Source organism: Emticicia sp. CRIBPO, assembly GCF_009905725.1.
Classification (GTDB): domain Bacteria; phylum Bacteroidota; class Bacteroidia; order Cytophagales; family Spirosomataceae; genus Leadbetterella.
Genome location: NZ_JAAAKV010000002.1, coordinates 417,020 through 440,434, shown reverse-complemented (window position 1 = coordinate 440,434; position 23,415 = coordinate 417,020). Strand labels below are relative to the sequence as shown.

The 23,415-nt window shown below is 46.0% G+C and carries 12 protein-coding genes; 4 read left to right on the top strand and 8 right to left on the bottom strand.

Annotated features, from left to right (window positions below):
• Positions 1-8 precede the first annotated feature (8 nt).
• Positions 9-851 carry a YjbH domain-containing protein gene (locus GVN16_RS05815; protein ID WP_166562906.1) on the top strand — a complete coding sequence of 281 codons (843 nt, stop codon included), beginning with the start codon at positions 9-11 and terminating at the stop codon, positions 849-851.
• On the top strand, positions 844-2,064 hold the full coding sequence (locus GVN16_RS05810) for a YjbH domain-containing protein (RefSeq protein WP_166562905.1): 1,221 nt from the start codon (positions 844-846) through the stop codon (positions 2,062-2,064). The genes GVN16_RS05815 and GVN16_RS05810 overlap by 8 nt, the downstream gene beginning before the upstream one ends.
• A gap of 467 nt (positions 2,065-2,531) precedes the next feature.
• On the opposite strand, the gene GVN16_RS05805 is transcribed toward GVN16_RS05810, so the two are convergent.
• The gene (locus tag GVN16_RS05805) at positions 2,532-2,858 is read right to left on the bottom strand and encodes a GIY-YIG nuclease family protein (protein WP_166562904.1); all 327 of its coding nucleotides are present in this window, start codon (positions 2,856-2,858) and stop codon (positions 2,532-2,534) included.
• Between the two features lie 1,292 nt (positions 2,859-4,150).
• Here GVN16_RS05805 and GVN16_RS05800 point away from each other — a divergent pair.
• The gene (locus tag GVN16_RS05800; protein ID WP_166562903.1) at positions 4,151-5,554 is read left to right on the top strand and encodes an undecaprenyl-phosphate glucose phosphotransferase; all 1,404 of its coding nucleotides are present in this window, start codon (positions 4,151-4,153) and stop codon (positions 5,552-5,554) included.
• Positions 5,555-6,280: 726 nt separating this feature from the next.
• Here GVN16_RS05800 and GVN16_RS05795 read toward each other — a convergent pair.
• The 5 genes from GVN16_RS05795 to GVN16_RS05775 form a co-directional block, all read right to left on the bottom strand.
• A complete protein-coding gene (locus GVN16_RS05795) occupies positions 6,281-7,012 on the bottom strand; it encodes a tyrosine-protein phosphatase (RefSeq protein ID WP_166562902.1) in 732 nt (243 codons plus the stop codon).
• A gap of 657 nt (positions 7,013-7,669) precedes the next feature.
• Entirely contained in the window at positions 7,670-9,598 is a 1,929-nt protein-coding gene (locus GVN16_RS05790; protein WP_166562901.1) for a heparinase II/III family protein, read from the bottom strand.
• Positions 9,599-10,317: 719 nt separating this feature from the next.
• Positions 10,318-11,550, bottom strand: coding sequence for a glycoside hydrolase family 88 protein (locus tag GVN16_RS05785; protein WP_166562900.1), 1,233 nt, complete (start codon positions 11,548-11,550; stop codon positions 10,318-10,320).
• 578 nt (positions 11,551-12,128) lie between these two features.
• Complete coding sequence (locus tag GVN16_RS05780) at positions 12,129-13,907, bottom strand: RagB/SusD family nutrient uptake outer membrane protein (protein ID WP_166562899.1); 1,779 nt, start codon at positions 13,905-13,907, stop codon at positions 12,129-12,131.
• Positions 13,908-13,923: 16 nt separating this feature from the next.
• Positions 13,924-17,202: a TonB-dependent receptor gene (locus tag GVN16_RS05775; RefSeq protein WP_166562898.1), complete on the bottom strand. Its 3,279-nt coding sequence runs from the start codon at positions 17,200-17,202 to the stop codon at positions 13,924-13,926.
• Positions 17,203-17,365: 163 nt separating this feature from the next.
• On the opposite strand from GVN16_RS05775, the gene GVN16_RS05770 reads away from it, so the two are divergent.
• A complete protein-coding gene (locus tag GVN16_RS05770; protein ID WP_166562897.1) occupies positions 17,366-21,415 on the top strand; it encodes a hybrid sensor histidine kinase/response regulator transcription factor in 4,050 nt (1,349 codons plus the stop codon).
• A gap of 127 nt (positions 21,416-21,542) precedes the next feature.
• On the opposite strand, the gene GVN16_RS05765 is transcribed toward GVN16_RS05770, so the two are convergent.
• Entirely contained in the window at positions 21,543-22,307 is a 765-nt protein-coding gene (locus GVN16_RS05765; RefSeq protein WP_166562896.1) for a LytTR family DNA-binding domain-containing protein, read from the bottom strand.
• 13 nt (positions 22,308-22,320) lie between these two features.
• Positions 22,321-23,370, bottom strand: coding sequence for a sensor histidine kinase (locus GVN16_RS05760; protein ID WP_166562895.1), 1,050 nt, complete (start codon positions 23,368-23,370; stop codon positions 22,321-22,323).
• Positions 23,371-23,415: the final 45 nt, after the last annotated feature.

Genomic DNA, 23,415 nt, shown 5'->3' with positions numbered 1-23,415 from the left:
TAGCTTCAATGTTGAAAAGATTATATTCTATATTTATTGAGAAAAGAAAGGGTGCCAGATGGTTACCCTTTCTTTTTATTCTATTAAGCCATATAAGTTTTGGGCAAATGAATTTGTCAGGAAAGTCCGGTTTAATGTATATCCCTGACGCTCTTGAGGTGTCTGATGGAATGTTTAGCTTAGGTTACAATTACAACCCTGTTAATTACGGTTTAAGGTCTAAAGGAAGCAATCCTGAAAGAACATTGTTTGCCAACTTAACTGTAGTTCCTAGGTTAGACATAAGCTTCAGTCTATTGCAAATAATTTCTACCAACGAAAATAAGGTAAAAGAAGCTCTCGGGGATAGACAATTAGATATCAGATACTTATTGATGAAAGAAAAAGAAAAATGGCCTTCTATCGCTATTGCTTTGTCTACGCCTTTTACCATTGATGCGGCGATGCTTACTCAGGTGATTGTAGCTACCAAGCAATTCAAACTTAGTGAAAATGTAGGTTTGGAGGCTACTGCAGGTTATGGAAGTCCGTATTTTTTATACAGGTCAGAAGATAATCTTACCAATTCTAATATCTTTTCCAACATGAAATGGCAGAAAAAAAGTGAGTACAAGTTTAATAATGGGTATTTGACCGGGCCATTTGGTGGTGTGAAACTGGACTATCAAAAGAAAGCAGGTCTCATGGCTGAGTGGGATTCTCAGAAACTGAATCTGGGTGCTTATGGGATCATCGGGAAGCGATGGACCGTGCAGGCGGGTTTACTGAACTTTGACCAGGTGATGTTCGGGTCTTCTTTTGCTGTGGATTTGTTTAAGCCGACTAGGAAAATTGAAAAACTTTATGAGTAGAAGGAGAAAGCCTGCCCGGCCTGATCAAAGATCGGAAGGGGAGAAAGGAAGACGCAGTAGCGTCCGGAAAAAGGATGTTTATTCTTACTTATTGAAAAGTGGTTTTTGGGGACTGGCTTTGACGATGATGACTTTAGGAGCTATAGCTCAGAAGGGTAGGGAGAAAGTATTGCTGGGGTTTGAGAATGTGCATCAGGACACCTCGGCGAAGGTCGTGTCGTATGAGCAGAGGTTGTTCCGGAATCCTTATGATGGGTTTATGGGGCTGCGGTATGCTTTGGGGGATACGGCCGGACGGCAGGCTTATGTGCCGATGATACAGGGGGTGCCGTTTGCGATGTATCTGCAAAAGAACAGAACCGTGACTTTGACCTCTCTGGAGGAAGCCTACCAAAGGAAAATGGGGGTGAAGCAATGGTTTCCGTTTAAAGACTACAAGTTTGATTTCTGGCTGCAGCCGCAGTTTATTGCTAACTTTGGTAATTTCAATAACCCGGTGGAGAGCAAGACCAATATCCTGCTCAATACGCAACTGAACCTGAGCCGTGGTCTGGTGCTGAATACCGGGGTGGTTTTTCCGCTCATCAATGACATTGATTCCCAGCCATTGAAAGTCAGACTGGCTCCTACGTATCTGAATAAGTTTGCGGTGCTGAGCACCCATAACTTCATCAGTGCATCGGCGGGGTTCTTTTATTCGGACCAGTATGGGGTGAATGTGCAGTACCGGCACAGCAACCTCAACAAACCCTGGTCGTATGGTTTTGAGTGGGCTTACTCAGGCTATTACCGGTTTGTGCCGGGCTACCTGGAATATGCGAAGCCTTCACACCTGGTTTTGCTGGCCGACATTGCCTATCGGATGAATAAACATGATATTTCTTTTAAGTTGTCCGGCGGGCAATATATGCACAATGACCGTGGGGCGAGGATCGACATGATCCGCCAGTTTACGAGGGTGGAGATTGCTTTCTTCGGGCTGATGACGACCAACGGTACGACCATAGGTTTCAACTTTGCGATTCCGATCCCTCCCGGAAATATCATACAGGGCAAAAGGGCGAGGCTGAGAACAACGGATGAATTCAGATGGGAATATATTTATACCCGGGGAAATAAAATCGGAGAGAAATTCAGACTGAATTATCAGCTGGATGAGAAACTGCGTCAGTATCATCAGAGTTACTGGCAGAACCAGGCTAAGCGGTTTTAAATGAAGTTGCTTTTTTAAATTGATAATATTGATATAACCCGGTTAACAGCCGGGTTTTTTATTTGCCCGCTGTCACCTCGAGCCCGCCCGATAAAATCAGGTCGGACAGTCGATAGCCTGAAGTTTTGTCACTTCGAGCCCGCCCGATGAATCAGGTCGGACAGGCATAGTCGAGAAGTTGAAGCACAGATGTTACTTTTTTAGCGAAATTATCTACACGAACGTTATGCATGTAAATTAACGGTTCTCGGCAGCTACGCTGGCAAACTTCGAACTTGCGTTCTTATTTCCCGAAGGGTCGGGACAGGTTATGCTCGAACTGACAATGTGGGCTCGAGCGGTTCCCGACAGCTAAGCTGGCAAACTTCGAACGTGCGTTCTCATTTCCCGAAGGTCGGGACAGGTTATCCCCGAGGTGTCGGGACAGGTTGCTCGAACTGACAATGCGGGCTCGGACTGACAGAGGGTCATTTGTCTTTGTTGTAGTTTTTGTAGTTGGTCTCATTTTTGCAAGCGGCCAATTGTCTTAATTTGTTCCAATCACTTTCGATCAGAGCTTTTTTCTTGGAGCGGGACCACTTTTTTATCTTCTTCTCAAAAGCAATAGCATCGTGAACCATTGTAAATTCTGCATAAAACTGGAGTTCTACAGGCCTTCTTTTGAAGGTATAGGAATCGGGGAATAAGCCTTCCCGATGTTGGATAAGTCTTTGTTCCAGAAAACTGGATAGGCCAACATAGTAAGTATCGTCACTACAGTGGAGGATATAAACACAATAGGATTTAATGTACATGGTCTGAATTTATAGTGTAAGACTTAGGACTCAAATGTATAGTTTTTTTCTAAAATGAAAATCTTTTTTCAGCTTAAGAAACCTGTCGTCATGGGCGTAGTCGGGAGGCTGAGGTTTTGTCACTTCGAGCGTAGTCGAGAAGTTGAAGCACAGATGTTAATTTTTCACCAGGATTATTTGCACGAACGTTGTGCATGTAAATTAACGGTTCTCGACTACGCTCGAACTGACAATGTGGGCTCGAGCGGTTCCCGACAGCTATGCTGGCAAACTTCGAACTCGCGTTCTCATTTCCCGAAGGGTCGGGACAGGTTATCCCGAGGTGTCGGGACAGGTTGCTCGAACTGACAACAACACTGTCACCTCGAGCCCGCCCGATAAAATCAGGTCGGACAGGCGATAGTCGAGAGGCTGAAGCACGATCTTACTTTTTCATCGAAATTATTTGCACGAACGTTGTGCATGTAAATTAACGGTTCTCGGCAGCTACGCTGGCAAACTTCGAACTTGCGTTCTTATTTCCCGAAGGGTCGGGACAGGTTATGCTCGAACTGACAATAAAAAAAGCAGACCCTTGCGGATCTGCTTAAAGTCTTTTCATTTGATAAATAAAGTTTCCTGGCCAACTAGTTGAGATTTACCTCAAAGATAAGTTAAATAAGCGATGACGATAAGTACTGCCAATACGATTATCCTTTTCCAAATGGTCACATTGTATCTTGATTCGTTTTCCATTTTTTTAAGTGTTTTAGAGGTGCAATTGTAAATGTTAAATTGTTTTCTTTGGCGTTATTTAAGCTAAATTTAATCCTTCTTTTTTCTAAAAAAAAGATAAATTTAAAGTATTTATCCAACGGTATCAAAACGGCCCATTCTGTTGTATTTTTTCTAGGTTATTTTTAATTATTATCATTCTATACGTTGGGTGCAAAATCCACGCCAGAATGTATTCTGAGCTGCATTCCGTAGAAAATTTTATAATTTCGTAAAATGGCATATGATTATGGCGTTTTTTGGGTAATTATTTTTTTTTCAGGATAAGCGTCAGGGGTACATCCGGCAAGTATAAATACGGGAGGGAAAATACCGACTTTCATTATTCTAAGATAATATGCTTTAAAAATCGATGACCAATGTTAGTATTATTGTCTAAATTCTGTTACATTTAGGCCTCGTTAAACAGCGACGAAAACTATCTCCGCCTACCGGAAGTTCTATTCAGTTGACATTGAATTCCTTCCGAATGAAAATCTGGAACTGACCACCCCTGAAACAGATGAAATTTTAAATTTTTGCGGATTGTATACATGGAAGATAAGATCAATAAGATAAGTTACATGAGGCTGTTTGCGGACATCCTCATCATACTGTTTTCTTTTTACGTGGGTTCTTACTTAAGTCAGCGGGGCATAGAAAAAGTAGACCGTATCATCATCATTACCCTGGTGGTAGCCTGGTATTTCTCTGCCAAGATGTCTAATCTTTATGACGACTTCAGGACAGAAAAATATGTAGGGGAGTTACTGCTGTTGTTTCAGAATATCATCGTGCAGGCCATCGTGGCAGGGCAGTTGTATTTCCTGTTGAACCAGCACATGTATTCCAGGACTTTTGTGGCTTATTACATTGTGTTGCTGCTCGTTTTCCTGACCCTGAAAAGTTACCTGGTTAAGAAAATACTGGTTTATTACCGCAGCAAAGGCGGAAATACCCGCAATGTGGTTTTTGTGGGATTCAACGAAATTACCGAAAGCCTGATCAGGCAGATCATACAAAGTCCCCATTATGGTTTCAAAGTACTGGGGGTTATTGCCAAAGAAGAAGTGGAGGTACAAGGGTACAGTTACCTGGGTGACCTGGATAAGTTTTTCAAAAATAATAACGGGATAAAGGTAGATGAGCTGATCATTACGACGGACCGCCTGGACAGGGATATGCTGAAGCGGATCTTCCTGTATTCAGAGAGCAAGGCCATCAGGACGAAGATCGTGCCCAATTATGTAGATTATTACCAAAGCAGGCTGCAGTTCCAGATGTTTGGCAACTACCCGATGATCACGCTCCGGAGTGAGCCCCTGCAGGAATATCACTGGAAGGTAGTGAAACGTGTTTTTGATATTATTTTCTCCATACTCGTATTTATCTTTTTGTTTTCGTGGCTGTTCCCGATCATTGCCCTGATCATCAAACTGGAATCTAAAGGCCCGGTGTTCTTTAAGCAGGACCGCTGGGGTCGTAACGGGCAGAAGTTTAAGTGTTTCAAGTTCAGGTCGATGCGGCCGGAGAGCAAGGATGTCAATGATAAAGACGAGTTTCAGCAGGCCAAGAAAAATGACCCCCGGATTACGAGGGTGGGGGCGTTTTTACGGAAATCAAGTATTGATGAACTCCCGCAGTTTATCAATGTACTGTTGGGCGAAATGTCTGTGGTAGGGCCGCGTCCTCATGCTCATGAGCATAACCTCAGAACCCAGGACAAAGTGGAGAGCTACCTGGTAAGACACTGGGTTAAACCGGGCATCACAGGCTGGGCCCAGGTGAATGGCTTCAGAGGTGAAACCAAGACGATCGATGAAATGCAGAAAAGGGTGGAGTTTGATATCTGGTATATTGAAAACTACACGTTCTGGCTGGATATCAGGATCATCTTCATGACGATATATAATGCTTTGAAGGGGGAGGAGAATGCGTACTAGCTGTTAGCTTTTCAAGACTTGTTTACTTTTGACTACTTACAAAGTCGCGAAGCATATTTGCAGTAAAGGCATTTTGTCTTCGGTCTTACTTTTATTCGAACATCGTTTTCTTCGCTTCTCTTATTCTTTGACTTACTTTTTTTTTCGAAAAAAAGTGACCGGGCGGCGATCCGCAAAAAAACTACGGTGCGGCGATCCGCAAATTCTAACTCGTAAATCTGAGAATTAAATGCCGAAATAGTAACATCGGGAATTCCCAGCTTTACTCAAACAGAGAATTTTTTCAGCAGATATTTAATTGTTTTTTTATTCTTTTATAATCGATTGGATTAATTTTTTGATAATAGGTCGGGCGGGTCTTCGTGGTTTTTTTCTCGGGACTCGCTGTTTTTTGGCCACAATGGCACGAAGTCACGGTTCTTTCTCTTCGCAATGTTATTCAAAAAAAATAGTAATCATTAAAGCCCCCATCGGGGCGACAGATAGGTGGCGGATAGGGAAGATGTCAGAAAAGAAAAAGCCCTGTAGGGGCGACATATTTTCTTTCCGGATTATTTGTTATTTAGCCACAAATACTGGTCAAACTCCCCGCTAAAGGGTCGGGTGTTCGTTGCTCTCTTTCTCTAAACTCGTTTTTCCTGGACTTGATTTTTTACTATTAAGGATACGTAAGACCTTAATGCTCTTTTCTTAATGCCTTAATAGTTAATGATTCAGAATTAAATACTACAAACCAGGGTTCAGCCAGTTATGATTCTGCAGGAGTTTCATGATTTTTTTATTCTTCATGAGGGTTTTCAGGGCATCCAGGTGGCGGTAGTGGTGCAGGTCGGTGCCTAAAAGGGATGCGAATTTTTCTTCTACGAAGAACCTCGCCACTTCTTCAGATTTACGGCCGTAATAGCCCATAAAAGAGTTGATATTAGGTTGCAGGATACAACCTACCCTGATCAGGTTTTCGAAGAACTTAATATTATCAGCCAGGTACAGATACCTCTCCGGGTGGGCCAGGATGGGTTTATACCCTCTTGAGGTCAGTTCAAAGATGATGGCGTCGAGGTTTTTGGGATAAGCCACAAAAGAGATCTCGATCAACACATATTTATCTCCGAAAGACATGATTTCATCGTCCTGAATCAGTTTTTCGAAGTGTTCGTCTACAAAATATTCAGAGGCTACTTCAAAGTCGAGGTGAATGCCTTTGTCTTTCAGCTGGGGCTTCAGGGTGTTGTAGACACCTTCCAGTCCGGCTTTGGTGTTTTTGTGAAATGGCTGATAGATATGCGGGGTGGTGATGATCTTTTTAAAACCGATGTCCTGCAGGTTTTTGAGCAGGTCAACGGAAGTTTCGACATCCGGGCTACCGTCGTCAACGCCGGGCAGCAGATGTGAGTGCATGTCTGTATGCAAAAAGGCAAAAGCGTCCGAAAAGTCTTGTTTAGAAAAAAATGAGAGCACTTATTCTGATTTGGTATTTATTGATCTTTTGTAATGGATATAAAGCTAAGGAGAGATTGTTGATTTTGCAAGTATTCCGGAGGAAGCCCGCCCGACCTGGCCGCCAGGTCGGACAGGGAGACCGGAGAAAGCAGAAAGAATTTACCCGAGATATTGAGAGAATTTGAGACGGTAAGCATAACCTTCAGGCCGGAGCATCGAAGAAATAGCCTGGCAATCGATAGTTGATTTTCGTGGTTTTATCATCTGGTTTTTCCGGACTCGCTGTTTTTTGGCCACAAGGGCACGAAGTCACGGTTCTTTCGCTTTGAATGTTTTGATTTATTCAAATAAAATAGTAATCATTAAAGCCCCATCGGGGCGACAGATAGTTGGCGGATAGGGAAGATGTCAGAAAAGAACAAAGCCCTGTAGGGGCGACATACTTTCTTTCCGGATTATTTGTAATTATGCCACAACGGCACGCAGTCACGAAGCGTATTCGTCGCAAAAGAATTGTGCCCGCCGACCCCATTACCGGGCAAGTTCTGACGGTCACGGCTTGTCCCGGCAATCGGGGCCGGGCAGGAATTAAGAGCATTAAGGATGCGTTGGACCTTAATGCTCTTTTCTTAATGAACTTAATGGTTAAGTGGTAACTTGCTAAAACCAGAAATATTATTCCGCCAAAACAAACCCATGTTTATCCTTCATCCCGGGTTTTTTCGCGGTCAGTATGATTCTTTTGACGGGTCTGTTGTCCCATTTGGTTTTGAAACTGTTGTATTCCATGCCTTCTGTGGAAGGTAAATCAGAGCTTACGTCCCATCGTCTGGCATCATAGGTGAGGTTAACGGACTGGTTTTTGGGTGTCTTTAACGTGATTTTCCCCGGTACCGACAAATCAGTATCACAGACCGTCATAAAGACCTGCTGAAGCGATTTAGGAGCCTGTTTAAGCTCATAATTATCGGCAATCTCCACCTGGTTTTTGACTTTGTTAAGCTTTACCTGTCTTTTCCATGACCGGACGCCCGCTTCGGCATGATAAGAAGGGGCGATGTCCATCAGTAAAATATCTTCCTTGTCGTTTGTGACGGCAGAAACGCCGGAGGCTTCATATTTTCTCCCGGCCACCTGACCGTAGCCATTGATGATGGGCAGGTTGTGGTACTCTGACTGGGTAAACCATAACTCGTAACGCTGGGCAGAGAAGGTTCTGGCGGTATAATTCCCCCTTCCGGCATCAATGATGACCGGCTCCCCGTTGTAATAAAGAATAAAATCACCCACATCGTTGTGGTTGTGACTTTCGGCATTGTGTCCGGCGTGCGTAGCGAGGTAAAAACCGTTGGACGCACTCGCCGTCAGTACCTGGATGTCTTTTAACCAGGCTTCCTTCACAGGTTTGAATTCGTATTTTTCTTTGTTAATGCGTTTAAGGCTCAACAGGTTGTTTACTTTACGCATCCGGTGGAAGCCGTTGTTGGAGATGGCGTTGGGGTATTTGCCGAAGGCCCATTGCCCGAAAGCCATGAGTTGGGTGTCTTTGATGGCTTCTCCGAAATTGAAAAGCATCAGCCCGTCAGGTTTTAGTTTCGGGTCAGCATCCGCGAAATTGACGAAATAGTCATTGGCGATATGGGTTTTGTAGATGTAAGCCGCCATGTTTCTGATCAATGGGTCGTCATAGATGTCGATCTGCCCGCCGCTGGCACTGTGCAGGAGTTGCAGGGCATCATACACGCAGGCCCCTGCCGCAAACCAGTAGCTGGGGCCTTCATCGCAGCCTCCGTCATCCCCGAGGCTGTTCAGGTAACTGTCCATAAAAGCCGCGTAAGTGTAAGCATTTTGTGCCCGCTTTGTTTCATCTTTTTCCAGGAGGAGGTCAGCCAGTACGATGTTCGACACAATCCAGGGGTTCCAGTTGTTGACGAGGTTGGTTTTACTGAGATAATTATACCGCTGGGCCTGTTTCAGGGGTTCAAAGATCTTTTGATTGGTTTCGTGGTAAATCCTCTTGCGGATGAGCGGCGATATTTTATCCAGTTTTTCACCCGTGAAATAATCAGTGAGGGCGAGCACTCCGGCTGTTTCGGCAGCAAATAAATCGACCGTTGGGTCTTCAGCATCAGGAAGACCGTTTTTAGCTTTCTGAACGCCCAGGTGAGCCGGAACACCCCAGTAGGTTTCTTCACAAATGGCCCAGGTATAGTTCATGATGGCTTCCGTAAATCTTCCTTTGTTTTCGATGGATTCTGCCAGGACCATATCAGTGAGGTTGTTTCTACGGTCATAGGATACTTTCTGATACCGCTCACGGTCTCCTGACCTGACGTATTCCAGGAGCAGGCTGGCAGAGGTCTGTGTCATTTCTTTCTGCAGGGCTTTTTCGCCGGCCTTCACCAAGAGGGTCAGGATAGTATCGGGTACTGCCTTAGCCCATTCATCCGGAGTTTTGGGATACGGTTTCCAGTCTTTGGCCGGGAGGAGTTTTTCTTTAAAAGCCGCTGCCGGGTATTTGGTGCTGAGGATATTCCGCTGTATCTGCTGGGCACTGACAGTGGCTGAGATCAACACGGATAAAAAGATTAAGATCGGTTTCATAAAGGTTGAATTGTTTGATATGCTGTTTTGTATTGATAAAAATATGAATTTTTAAGGACTGTTGAAAGGGATGTTTTTTAACCGGATGCTGATCTTTGAATAGTTACAATACCGAAATACAATTTCTCAGCCTCGCTTTTTCTTCGCTCTTACTTTTTTTTGGCTGAAAAAAAAGTAACAAAAAAGCGAACGGGCGGCGACCCGCAAAATTCTAACTCGTAAATCTGAGAATTAGCTGCTGAAAGTTTGACTTTGGGAATTCTCAGCTTTACTCAGACAGAGAATTTTTGGTTCGGATGTTTCATTTATTTGTCTGTTCGAGCCCGCATTGTCAGTTCGAGCCCGCCCGGCGTGTTACACCAGGTCGGGCAGGCCCGTCGAGAACCGTTAATTTACATGCACAACGTTCGTGCAAATAATTCTGCTGAAAAAGTAACACCGGTTGCCTCTCGACTACGCTACTTTACAATTATTATCCCGGAGGCCCGCCCGACCCCGTTACGGGGGCAAGCTCTGGCGATCACGTCGGGCGGGGATTTAATATGTCTGAGGAAAAGCTTGCACAAATATTCCATCCCTCCGGGATGTTAAATCATAGTTGAGATTACTTTTACAGATATTTTGTCCCGCTGGGACATCTAAAATGACCAAGGTTGATTACTGAACGTCATTACATATTATTTTTTGCATTGTAAAATTATCCCTCCAGATGACATCATCTACTCCAAAATTTTCTTATACCTCAATAAAGCCTCCAGGAAATAATAGTCGGCGTAGACCAGGGGCACATCTATTTCGGCTTTGTGCGGGATGCTGCCGACGCTGTGTTTGAGAATAAAATTGGCGTTGTCACCTTGCTCAGCCCTGAAAAGAGGGCCGGATAAGGTATGCAGCATTTGAGTGGCTGCCTGATGATACCTGGCTTTGGTTTTAGGGTCATAGTTGGCCAGTTCCAAAAGGGCAGAGGCCGTGATAGCCGCAGCAGAGGCATCCCTGTGAACAGGAGCCACGTGACGGGTATAGGCGTTCGGACCCGGTACAAATCCCGGTTTATTGACATCAAAGTCCCAGTAAGGTACTTTGTCGGCCGGAAGGTTTTCGTGATTCAGGAAGAAATCGGCCATTTTCTGAGCGGTCAGCAGGTATTTCCGGTCCCTGGTTTCACGGTACATGACCGTAAAGCCGTAAATCCCCCAGGCTTGTCCGCGTGACCAGGTGGAATTGTCGGCATAGCCCTGGGCAGTCTGGCGTGATACTACTTTGCCGGTTTTAGCGTCATAATTGACGACATGGTAATGGCTGTAATCTTTCCTAACCTGGTTTTTCAGGACATTACCGGCATGGGTCAGGGCGATTTTACGGAAGGTATCATCACCGCTGACTTTGGAGGCAAAGAAAAGCAGCTCAAGGTTCATCATGTTGTCGATGATGACCGGGTAGTCGAAGGTCTTTTTGTCGTTCCAGGACACAAAACGGTTCCATGACTTGATGCTGCCTGTTTGCGTACTGAAGCGGGTAGAAAGTGATCGTGCAGCCTGGATAAGGATGGCTTTATAAGCCTCATTGCCCGTGAGCCGGTAGGCATTGCCATAGCTGCAGTACATCATAAAGCCGAGGTCGTGGTGTTCTCTGAAGTCTTTGAGGGGCTCCAGTTTTTCTGTCCAGGCGATGGCGGCTGACTTCAGCTCCGGATCGCCGGAATATTCATAGGCATACCAGAGGTTGCCGGGGAAAAAACCGGAAGTCCAGTCGTACATGTTCGTGGATTTGAGGGCACCTTGCTGGTCAAGGGTCCGCGGGAAAGATTGAGGATCAGCTGCTTTGAGCATTCTCTTCAGCTGACCGGTGGCATGAGAAAAGTTCTCATCAATAAACTGCGTTTCCTTTGGGTCGGAAACGACTGCGATAAATGAAAGGGCTGATATAAAAAGGTAAATGATTGATCGGTTCATGTTTTATTATATTGAGGAGATGTATTTAACAGGCTCATTTTACTATGAAATTGTTGTTGAGACGGTTTTTTCACCACGAGGGCACGAAGCTAACTCGTCGCAAAAGAGACCCGGTTTTACCGTCGCATCAGACAGTCGTTGTGTCTTGGTGTCTTTGTGGTTGGTTTATTGGCTAGGTGATTTCTGTAGCGCAGATTACCTTTTTCTTTGCCCTACTTTTTTTCAAAAAAAGTAACCGGGCGGCGATCCGCAAAAAAACACTCAAAATTCTAACTCACAAATCTAAAAATTAGGGTCTGAAAATTTTAACAACGGAAATTTTTAGCTTTGCTCAGACAGAGAATTTTAGTTCGGGCGGCGTTCCGCTGGATGGTTCATTTCTTAGGACATTATTTCTTTTGTCGTCGATTATTTTCGTGCCTTTTTGATTAAAATTACCAGCCAACAGATTTGATTATATCTTCTATTTCAAGAAATCTAACAGTCTAGAAATAAATAGCTTATAGCTGTCAATAAAGAATCAGACAGCACATGATGGCTGTCTGATTCGGACTAGGGTCCTATGAAAAAAAACTACATTACCAGCCCGGGTTTTGAGTGAGTTTCGGGTTCATCTCAATCTCCACCTGGGGAATCGGCCAGGTAGTAATATTATCTTTCCAGGTATAAGGCACAGTAACGCCGCCCCAGATCTGGTTAACACCGTTGCCGGTGGCAAATACTTTTTCTTTCAGTGTTCCCCATCTCAGTTCATCAAAGTAGTTGATGCCCTCATTGATGAATTCCACACGGCGTTCGTTGCGGATCCTTGTTCTCAGATCTGCCTGGTCTTTGACCATCGTCGAGGCGGAAGTGTTAAGCAAGCCAATTCCGGCTCTTCCCCTTACTTCATTGACCAGGGCAACGGCCTCCTGTGTTTTATTCTGTTCGTTCAGGGCTTCAGCCCACATTAATAACACGTCTGCGTAACGGATCAGAGGGAAATCTATAGGACCAAACTGACGGTTGAGCAATTCGGCAGAACCTTCATAAACGAATTTGCGGTGAAGGTAAAACAGCTGGTTTCTCGAATCTGTGAATAAATCAAGCACCGGGGGAGCTTCGTTCCTGGACGGCCAGCGATTGACATACACCTGATCGGCTCCGTTCTGAGGACGTCCGAGGTAGGTAGCATAGGGAGCGATTACACTGGCTCCCAGACGCGGGTCACGGTTGGCAAATGCCTTGGCGATCCTTTCTTCGTTGCCGTTCGGAAGGTACTGGCTCATGTCGAGGCCTTTTGAAGTACCTGTGCTGATTTCAGCGGCGGTTAAGCCGTTTCTGAAGAAGTATACCTCACGTTTGTTGACCGGCATGCTGTTGTATCCGGGGATGACATCGTCCCAGTTGAAAGGGCTTCCGTCTGCGTTTTCAAACAAATCAACCACACCCGGAGACACATAGTAGTTGTTCCAGCATGATCCGAAAGAAGAGCGGGTGCCGCAATACCACTGGGTGGTTGACCCGTAGGTATCCACTCCGGTATGCTGCAATGAGAATATCATTTCATCCGACTGTTCGTTGGCTTCTTTAAACAAGGTCTTGTAGTTCGGGAAAAGCTTGTAACCGGCGTCTTTTACCTTGGCGAAGTCGGCGGCAGCTTCCGCATATTTCTTCATGTACAGGTAAGCCTTCCCTCTCAGTGCATAAGCGGCTCCCTGGGTAACGCGGCCATAATTAGCTGTTTTGGCAGCGTATTTGGCCGGCAGGTTAGGTTCACTGATGGCATCGGTGAGGTCTTTAACGATCACTTCCCACACTTTGGCTTCGGTTTCACGGGCCCTGTTCATTTCGGTCACCTGAAGGGGTTCAAGATAAACGGGGACACCCTTATAAAGCTGGTTCAGTCTCAGGTAAAAATAAGCTCTCAGGAATTTACATTCCGCAATCAGCCTTGCCTTCTTTTCCGGTGCCGAAGGTGATTTTGTGGTGATGTTGGCAATGGCGTCATTGGCCCTGTGTATCCCTTCGTACAGTTCTTTCCAGGTGTTGCTGAAGCGGCCGCTTGAAGTGGTCGAGGTGCCGTTGGTCATGTCGTTGCCTCCCCTGGCCAGGGAAGTGAATCCAAGGCCATCCATCTGGTAAAGTTCCCTGTCTGAGGCACCACCGTTCTGAATGCCCAGTCTCATGGCGTTGTAAACACCTGCTACTCCAAGGTCTGTAAGGTTGTCGGTATTCCACATGTTGGCCGAACTGATAGAGCCGTAAGGAGCCGTGTCGAGCAAATCCTGCTTACAGGCCGGGTTGCACAGGACCACTGCGACGAGGATCCCTGCTTTGACGGCCAGTTTTTTATATAATGATTGATTGAATTCCATTGTTAAGTACTTTTAATTAAAATGACACATTTAAACCTATTGCATATTGCTTCATGGTCGGGTAAGAGATATTGGCCCCCACCTCAGGATCAAGTCCCGGATATTTGGTCAGCATGAAAAGGTTTTCTCCGGTTACAAATACTTTTGCACGACTCATTCCCAGTTTTGAAGACACACTTTCAGGCAGGGTGTAGCCCAGCTGTACGTTTTTCACTTTCAGATAAGAAGCATCATAAAGCCAGTATTTGCTCGGAATGTTGGTCTGAGCGTCAGAAGAAGCCCATTTCAGTCTCGGGAATTTCCCGGTCAGGTTATTGGTCGGATCTTCAGGATTGGCATCATTGAAATAGTAGTGATCATCTGCAATGGCCGTACCGATGGCGTTACCCAGGTTGGTCCTCGTGCTGTTGATACCTGATTGGTTATACAGGTATTTCATGCCAGAAGCTCCGGCCACGAGTACCGATAGATCAAAGTTTTTCCAGGCAGCGTTCAGCGATAAACCGAAGATGTATTTGGGGGTGCTGGTGGCTCCGGTAAACTGCTTGTCAAAGCTGTTACCGTAAATGCCGTCCCCGTTAATATCTGCGTAAATAAGGTCACCGTAGTAAAGCTGGCCTTTGCCGACCGTGCCCACAGGCTGGAATTTGTACCCGGCAGCGATCATGGCTTTCACCCAGTTCATGTCTTCCACCGTTCTGATCATACCGTCCTGTGGTCCGCCGTTGATGTTCAGGGTACCGTCGGTGTTGTTATGAGAGCCATTGCCACGGTACACATCCATCAGGTGGTATTCGTTGATCGGGTGACCGGCCAGGATGCGGTTGTCTCCACCACTGGACACCAGGCCGATATTGGAGTTGTACACTTTGTTTCCTGCTGCGTCGGTTGTCCATCCTTCTACAAGATCTCCTTTAAAGTTGGTCACTTTGTTGAAGTTACGGGCGATGTTACCTGAGATAGAGAAATCTACTGCACCGATTTTGTCTCTCCAGCCTAAGGAGATCTCAATCCCTTTGTTCAGCACCGCGGCAGTGTTTTGCGTAGGAGCACTTTTAGTACCTGAAGTCAGGTAAATCGGCGGGGTGGTTAAGATACCGTCCGTCAGTTTATGATACAGGTCGATTTCGGCGTTCAGGCGGCCACGGAAGGAAGTGGCTTCCAGGCCAAGGTCTATGACTGTGGCAGATTCCCATTGCAGCAGGGGGTTGGCGTATTTGCCCTGTACCAGACCTGTGAAGGTGATGTTGTTGTAAGAATACGGTACTTTGCTGTAGGTAGCCTGGTAATCATAGTCACCGGAAGCGTTGTTGCCGAGTTTACCCCAGGAAGCCCTCAGCTTCAGGTTCTGAACATAGTTTTTCAGATTCTGAGCAAAGTTCTCTTCTGTGATTCTCCATCCGGCCGAGAACGAAGGGAATACCCCCCAGCGGCTTTCAGAAGCAAACCTGGATGAGCCGTCGTATCTTAAGTTGGCTTCAAAAAGGTATTTAGACTGGTATGCATAACTTACCCTGCCGAAATATGACCGCATGGCACGGTCATATTCCTGTCCTCCGGCGGTGTTGGACACCTCTCCGGCTGACCCCAGGGTGGTAGTTGAATAATCGATCAGGCCTTTTTTAGAGGCATTGAAGTCATAGTATTTGAAATAGAACTGGTTGTAGCCCGCCAAAGCCCCGAAATCGTGGTCTCTGCCGAAACTCTTGTTGTATCTCAATACGTTGTCGAAAGTAACCAGGTAGTCCCTGTTAAATGAATAACTGGTAGACAACTGATCAGGCGTAGTCAGCTGGGTTTTCAGCGTGTTGGTCGCGAAATCCCATCTTTCGATCGGTAAACTGAATGAATTGCCTTCATTAAAACGAGTCTGGAAATTGACTTTCGGTTCAAGGGTAAGGCCTTTGAATAAAGTCACCACGCCGTATAAAGTAGTGTTGAAGCGGGAAGTTCTGTCCATCCCGCCCGTGCCGTTCAGGTAGGTCAGGATGTTGTTGTTGGTCACCGGTTCTTCGGGTGCCGGGGCAAATCCGTAACGGTTGTCATAAAAAGGATAAATGCCCGGCGTGGTTTGCCAGATATAGTTGAAGGCATTGTCGGTATTGGCTTTTCCGGCCGATTGCGTCGAGGCGAAAGTCTGGGTTCCTACCGTCAGGAACTTGGTGATTTTCGATTCGATGTTGGCACGCAGCTGGTATCTTTTCAGGCCTGTGTTGGGCATGATGCCTTTGTTGTCCAGGAATCCGAACGAAACATTATAAAGAGCCTTTTCGCTTCCGCCGTTCACAGCCACGTTGTGGTTCTGCACGATTTCGTCACCGAAAACAAAGTCGGCCCAGTTGGTGTTCGGGTAAGCCACATAATTAGGCACACCGCTGGCACTGGTGCCGTTCGGGTTTTTGTTGGCCTCATCCCACAGTTTGATGGTGTTGGCGGCATAAACTTCAGAAACACCCATGTTGCGGTTACTTTCGTTGGTCAGCCTCATAAAACGGGCATAGTCTGAAATAAAATCGGGAAGATTGCTCGGTCTGGCTGAAGAAACGATGCCTGAATAAGTAACCGTTGTTTTCTTGGACGATCCTTTTTTGGTGGTGATCAGGATGACCCCGTTGGCGGCCAGCGATCCGTAGATCGACGCGGACGCGGCATCTTTAAGAATAGAGATGCTTTCGATGTCGTTCGGGTTAACGGCATCCATTGATCCCTGTACCCCGTCGATGATCACCAGGGCGTCGCTGTTGTTAAGCGTACCTGTTCCACGCACCCTGATGGTGGCTCCGTCTGAGCCCGGCTTGCCGGAACCCTGCCTGACAAACACACCTGGAGCAAGACCTGCCAGTGATGAAGAAACGTTCGTTACCGGGCGATTCTCGATTTCTTTGGCTGAGACCGAGGCTACTGATCCGGTCATGTTCACTTTCTTCTGGGTACCATAACCCACTACCACCACTTCGCTCAGGATTTTGGCGTTTTCGGCCAGCGAAACATTGATGAGACTTCTTCCGCCTACCGGGATTTCCTGGGTGTCGTATCCGATAAAGGAGAAGATCAGGACACCGTCCTGCGGCACTGTAATTTTATAGCTGCCGTTTGCGTCGGAGCTCGTTCCTTTTGATGTACCTTTAAGAGAAATACTGACGCCGGGAAGCATAAGTCCCTGGGCATCGGAGACCGATCCCGACACCTGGATGTCTGCGGCTCTGGCAGAGGCCGTCCAGGTCACCATCAGCAGACCAAAAAATAATACCAGCCATTGGTTTGGGGGATTACTCAGTAATAAAGTTTTTTTCATACTTTAATTGTTTTAAGTTAAGAGTTTAAAAGACAGAATACAGACATTCTGAAGGTTGGAAAAAGGAAAAGATTCCGTGGACAAAGATGAGTGGGGGCTGAAAAAAACAGGGGTGATTTTTTTAAATAAATAGGATGAATTTTATAAATTTCTTTATTTTGCTTTGATTTTAGCCATAGAAATGCCCAAAAAGATCAAATATTGTCTATACCTGCTGGCCTGGAGTTTCTCCTTGTGCCGGGCACAAAACCTTACCTTTGATCACCTGAATGTAGAGCACGGACTGTCGCATAATTCTGCGATGTGTATCACCCAGGATGACCGGGGCTTTATCTGGGCCGGGACCCGCAACGGGCTGAACCGGTATGACGGCACCCACTTCAGGGTGTACCGGGGCAATCCCCGGAGTTCGTCGGCACTGACGAGTAATTATATCAATGCCTTGCTGTTTGATTCCCGTAAGACGCTTTGGGTAGGGACATCTTACGGATTAAATCAGTATGTGGACTCGACTGATAATTTTGAGCGGATGTATGCTGATCCCAAAGTGCCTGGAACGCTGAGCTCTAATCTCATCAAATGCATTTATGAAGACCGCAAAGGCCGGATATGGGTGGGTACGGTGGACGGCCTCAACCTGCTGACCGACAGAAAGAAAAAGACGTTTAAAAGAATCACCCTGGCAGAAAAATCCGGGAAGAAGATCCGGAGGGAAGAGATTCAGGCCATCTGGCAAGACCACGCCGGGGTGATCTGGGTGGGTACTTCCACAGGATTGGTGAGCATGTCGTCTTCACTGAAAGACATCAGGATTTACAACCATGACAAAAATATTGCGGGTAGCCTGAATGACGATTACGTGACGGCTTTGTATGAGGACCCTGCTCACAGGCTGTGGATCGGTACGCTTCGCGGAGGTTTGAATCTTTATGACAGGGCAAAGTCTTCATTCTCCTATTTTACAAGGAGTATTCCTTCCGGGATTATCCATAACAATATCCGGGAGATTGTGCCTGACAAAAATGGTAAACTGTGGATCGGAACACTGGAAGGCCTCAGTATTTTTGATCCGGAAAAAGGAACGGCGGTATCTTACCAGCATGAAGACCATAAGAAAAAGAGCCTGAGTCAGAATTCCATTTACAGTATTTTCCAGGATTCGAAAGGGTCGTTCTGGATCGGGACTTATTATGGCGGAATGAACGTGAGTCATCCGCAGAGCATCCCGTTTACGGTTTATCAGAACAGCAGCTATTACTCAAGCATCAGTGATAACGTGATCAGCAGTTTCCAGGAAGACGACCAGCATAACCTCTGGATCGGAACGGAGGGTGGCGGGCTTAATTATTTTAAACGCAACCCGGCCAACCCGTCGACGGGGCAGTTTACGGCTTTCAAAAACAAACAGGGCAATCCCAATACCCTGGGTTCCAACCTGATTAAGACACTCTTTAAAGACAGGGACGGTAACATCTGGGCCGGTACACACGCCGGAGGGCTTAATTTATACGATCCCAAAAAGCAGAAATTTACCCGGTTTATTTACCAGGAAGAAGATTCGGAGACTTTCCGGTCCGAGATCTCCAATGTGCTGGAAGACAGCCAGGGAAGGTTCTGGGTTTGTACCCAAAGGGGACTTAAGCTTTTCAGACGAAACGGCACCAGTCTTGATTCAATACCTAATACATATTTCGGAGACAAGAGCATTAATCCACGCGTATTGTTTGAGTCGTCGGACCAGAAACTGTGGATGGGTGGGGGCGGAGGTCTGTTTTATCTTGAAAAAGGAGCGAAGACCATCAAAGAAGCAGACTTGTCTCATCTCAAATCCAGGAATGTTTTCTGTATCCTGGAGGACCATCACAGACAAATCTGGGTGGGGACGGATTTTGGTTTCGGTCGCCTGAATTCAAAAACCGGGGAGGTATTTACGGAGAAAGAGGGCCTGGTCCATAATAATGTCATCGGTATGCTGGAGGACCGCAACGGTTTTTTCTGGATGAGTACGGGTAATGGCTTGTCCAAGTTTGATCCTGTTAAGAAGACTTTCAGAAACTACAATACCAGCGATGGCCTGAGTGGCAATGAGTTTAATAATAATGCCTATTTCAAAAGCAGCTCAGGAGAGTTTTTCTTTGGAAGTATCAACGGTTTTGTAAGTTTCAGACCTGACCGGGTAGAGACCAATGAAGCGGCTTCGCCCGTGCTCTTTACCGGGTTAAAACTGTTTAATAATCTTGTCGAAATCAACGGGAAAGATGGGGTGCTCGAAAAAGACATGAGCATGACCAGGGAGATTACCCTCCGGCACAACCAGGACGTGATTACGATTGAGTTTGCTTTACTGAATTACATCAAGTCGAATAAAAACAAGTATGCCTATTTCCTGGAAGGCTTTGATAAAGACTGGAACTATGTCAATACGCCGGATGCAACCTACACCAATTTACCGGCCGGAACTTATACTTTCTTAGTCAAAGGGGCCAATAATGACGGCATCTGGAGCGAACCGGCCCAAATGAAGATCACGGTGTTACCACCGTTCTGGAGAACCTGGTGGGCTTATTGTCTCTATTTTATACTGGCTGCTGCCCTCATCTTTTTTGTTTCCCGCTTTTTCTTCCTCAGGGAATTATTCAAAAAAGAGAATGAGCTGCACCTGTTCAAACTCAATTTTTTTACCAATATTTCGCATGAGATCCGGACCCATTTATCGCTCATCATCGGGCCGCTGGATAAGCTGATCCTTTCGTCAGGGGAGGACAACAAGTCGTTGAAAATCATTAAAAAGAACTCAGATAACCTGCTGGAGCTGGTGAATGAGCTGATGGATTTCAGGAAGGCGGAAACCGGACACCTGGTGCTGCACGTGAATAAAAACAACCTGGTGGGTTTTGTGGAGGAAATTTTTGTGTCGTTTAAAAATATCGCTGAAGCTAAAAATATTTCTATAGAGCTCGTAACTCCGGAAACAGGCATTGACCTGTATTTTGACCGGGAGCAGCTAAAGAAGGTATTTTATAACCTGCTCTCCAATGCCTGTAAGTTTACGCCTGAAGGGGGCAGAATCGTGGTGGAAATATTGGAAAACGAGCAGAAGGCAGAAGTAAAAGTGACTGACAATGGCAAGGGCATTTCGCCGGAAAATATCAGCAAGCTGTTTGTCAATTATTTCCAGGAAGAAGACCATGGCACACAGAATACGGGTTATGGCATCGGGCTCGCCCTTTCCAAAAGTATTGTGGAGCTGCACAGTGGTCAGCTGAACGTGGTGAGTGAAGTACCTAAAAATGCAGAAGAGCGACAGACTACTTTCACCGTGACACTGCCCAAAGGCAAGGGGCATTTCAAACCGGAACAACTGACAAGTCAGGCAGAACATTCAGCTGGCCCGGTGAAAGAAATGATGAACAAGTCTGATATCGCGGAGCCGAAAGTTGAGCGGGAACTGATCCCGGTTTCGGAAAACAGCCCGGTGGTCTTGCTGGTGGAAGACAATGCGGAAGTAAGGGCCTTCCTCTCGGAATCGCTGAATCAGCAGTACAAAATCATTGAAAGTGATAACGGGATCAGCGGATGGGAAACAGCCACAGAGCAAATCCCGGACCTGATCATTTCGGATGTGATGATGCCGGGCATGAATGGATTTGCTTTGTGTGAAAAACTGAAGTCTGATCCGAGGACAAGTCATATTCCGGTTATCCTGCTCACCGCCCAGACTTCCCATGAAAACCAGGTCAGTGGACTGGAGCTGGGAGCAGACCTTTACCTGACAAAACCTTTCAGCATCAGGATTCTTGAACTGCATATCCGGAACCTGCTCGAATCCAGGGAAAAGTTGAGAAGAATGTTCAGCCAGGAGGTGGCAGCCGGAAATGCCGTACTGTCTACAACAGGTAAGATCGACGATATTTTCCTTACCGGGCTGATTAAGATCATTGAAGACAACCTGGAAAATCCTGACTTTAATGTAGCCAATCTTTCCAGGGAAGTGGGCATGAGCCAACCGATACTCTATAAAAAGATCAAGGCCGTAACCAATATGACAGTAAATGATTTTGTCAAATCGATCCGCCTTAAAAATGCTGTCAGGCTCCTGCAGCAAAAGGACATGACGGTTTACGAAGTAGCCAATGCTGTCGGTTTTGATGACTGGAAATACTTCAGCCGCGAGTTTAAGAAACAATATGGTACTTCACCAGGAAAATTCTGACCCCATCGCTCAGGCCTGAAGCCCCGGTTATTTCAGATAAATCAAAATGGGCAAAATCTTGTAATTGAATAGCCTTTCTCCCCGCCCGACCTGGCGGCCAGGCCGGGCGGGCTTTCTCCAGCCAACATCAATTATCCAGCCACACCTTAAACTCAGGGCTTTTTTCGCGGCTTACGTAGATGTCCTGTTCAAAGGGCGGTTCAATGAATACCTGCAGGCGGCTGTTGACCAGGGTCTTTACTTTCTGGACCGCTTCTATCCTGATGATGAGCTTGCGGTTGACCCTGAAGAAAAAGTGGGGGTCAAGGAGTTCTTCCAGGTGTTCGAGGTTATAATCGACCAGGAATTTTCTCCCTTCATTGGTAACCAGGTAAATGACTTTGTCGTCGGCATAAAAGTAGGCTACTTCGTCGATGTTCTTATATTGAATCGTATCCCCGAATTTAACGAGGAACCTGTTTTTATATTTTTTACTGAGGGTTTCCATGGATTCCCTGATCTGTTTAATGTCAAGTGGTGAAATATCCCGGCGGTCCTGGTTCAGCATCTGGTATTTGCCCAGGGCTTTGCCGAGCTCAGTGCTGTCAAGGGGTTTCAGAAGATAGTCGATGCTGTTGATTTTGAAAGCCTGGAGGGCATACTGGTCATAGGCCGTGGTGAAAATGACCGGGCTGCTGACAGACACCTTGTCAAACAAATTGAAGCATAGTCCGTCCGAAAGCTGTATGTCCAGTAAAATAAGGTCCGGTTCTGCGTGTTGGTGAAACCACTGGGTGGCTTCTTCGATAGATTCCAGGATGTCGATTACTTCAATATCCGGGTCAAGTTCTGTGAGCAGTTGTGACGCTCTTTTGGCCGAAAGGGCTTCGTCTTCTAAAATGAGTACTTTCATATAGTTCAGAGGTTTAGGCCGTCATGGCCATGTCTGTGGGTTTAAATCCTATCAAAGGTATGGTTACGCTGAAATGTTCTTCTGTCTGATGTACTTTGATGCTGTGATAGCCCAGGAATTCATAACGCCTGGCAATGCTTCTGAGTCCTGTTTTGGTCGATTCCTCTTCTTCTACCATCTTAGGCTGATAGTTGTTCCTGACCGTGACACTCTTGCCGTCGGAGCTGGTGATTTCAATTTTCAGCGGTTTGTTCCTGGAAACGATGTTGTGTTTGACCGTATTCTCCACCAGCATCTGGATGGAAATAGGGACGATATAACTGGACAGGCAGGAGGGTGGTACATTGACCTTAATACTGATGCCGGATTCAAAACGGGTTTTGAGGAGGTATAAGTAGGCTTCAATAAAACCCAGTTCCTCGCTGAGTTCAATCAGCTCCATTTCATGACTTTTAAGTACGTAGCGGTAAACCCTGGAAAACTGCCTGACAAACTCGACAGAAGCATTGGCGTCGGTGGGGATCAGGGCACTGAGCACACTCAGGTTGTTGAAAAGGAAATGGGGGTTAACCTGGTTTTTTAAAGACTGCAACTGGGCCTGGCTGCTGATCCTTTTGTAGATTTCCAGTTCTTCACGGCTCTTTTTGAGTTTCTGATGATACACAAAAATGAGGTGGATGGTGTTGAGAAACAGGTTGGTTCTCAGACTGAACATCAGCAGCAGTTTCAAAGGCAATATCCAGTGCTGCCAGGGGCCGGACAAGGTAAGGAAAGCGGTAAAACTCCCTAAAACCAGCGAGAGAACGAAGGTAATAAACAAACTTCCGCCAAACTGGAAAATCACACTTTTCCAGAATTGGCGGAAGTTCCGTTGAGCAATATATAAATCTAAAATCCTGTTTCCTTCCCAGATACAAATGGTCAGGACAATGAAGAGCAGAAAAATAATCAGCTTATGGGTAGTGATGGGATAATATTCGAAAGATTCCAGCAGCAGGGCATTCAGAAAGGAATACCCTGCCAGAAGAATCATACATGTGAATCTGTATTGGATACCAAACATAGAGCATAGCGGTTTCAGATGCGGACCAGCATGTGGCCGGTTTTG

Coding starts and splice junctions, on each gene's coding strand:
- GVN16_RS05780 (WP_166562899.1), bottom strand. CDS start 13,907: ATGGAATTCAATCAATCATTATATAAAAAACTGGCCGTCAAAGCAGGG.
- GVN16_RS05815 (WP_166562906.1), top strand. CDS start 9: ATGTTGAAAAGATTATATTCTATATTTATTGAGAAAAGAAAGGGTGCC.
- GVN16_RS05790 (WP_166562901.1), bottom strand. CDS start 9,598: ATGAAACCGATCTTAATCTTTTTATCCGTGTTGATCTCAGCCACTGTC.
- GVN16_RS05785 (WP_166562900.1), bottom strand. CDS start 11,550: ATGAACCGATCAATCATTTACCTTTTTATATCAGCCCTTTCATTTATC.
- GVN16_RS05765 (WP_166562896.1), bottom strand. CDS start 22,307: ATGAAAGTACTCATTTTAGAAGACGAAGCCCTTTCGGCCAAAAGAGCG.
- GVN16_RS05760 (WP_166562895.1), bottom strand. CDS start 23,370: ATGTTTGGTATCCAATACAGATTCACATGTATGATTCTTCTGGCAGGG.
- GVN16_RS05805 (WP_166562904.1), bottom strand. CDS start 2,858: ATGTACATTAAATCCTATTGTGTTTATATCCTCCACTGTAGTGACGAT.
- GVN16_RS05775 (WP_166562898.1), bottom strand. CDS start 17,202: ATGAAAAAAACTTTATTACTGAGTAATCCCCCAAACCAATGGCTGGTA.
- GVN16_RS05810 (WP_166562905.1), top strand. CDS start 844: ATGAGTAGAAGGAGAAAGCCTGCCCGGCCTGATCAAAGATCGGAAGGG.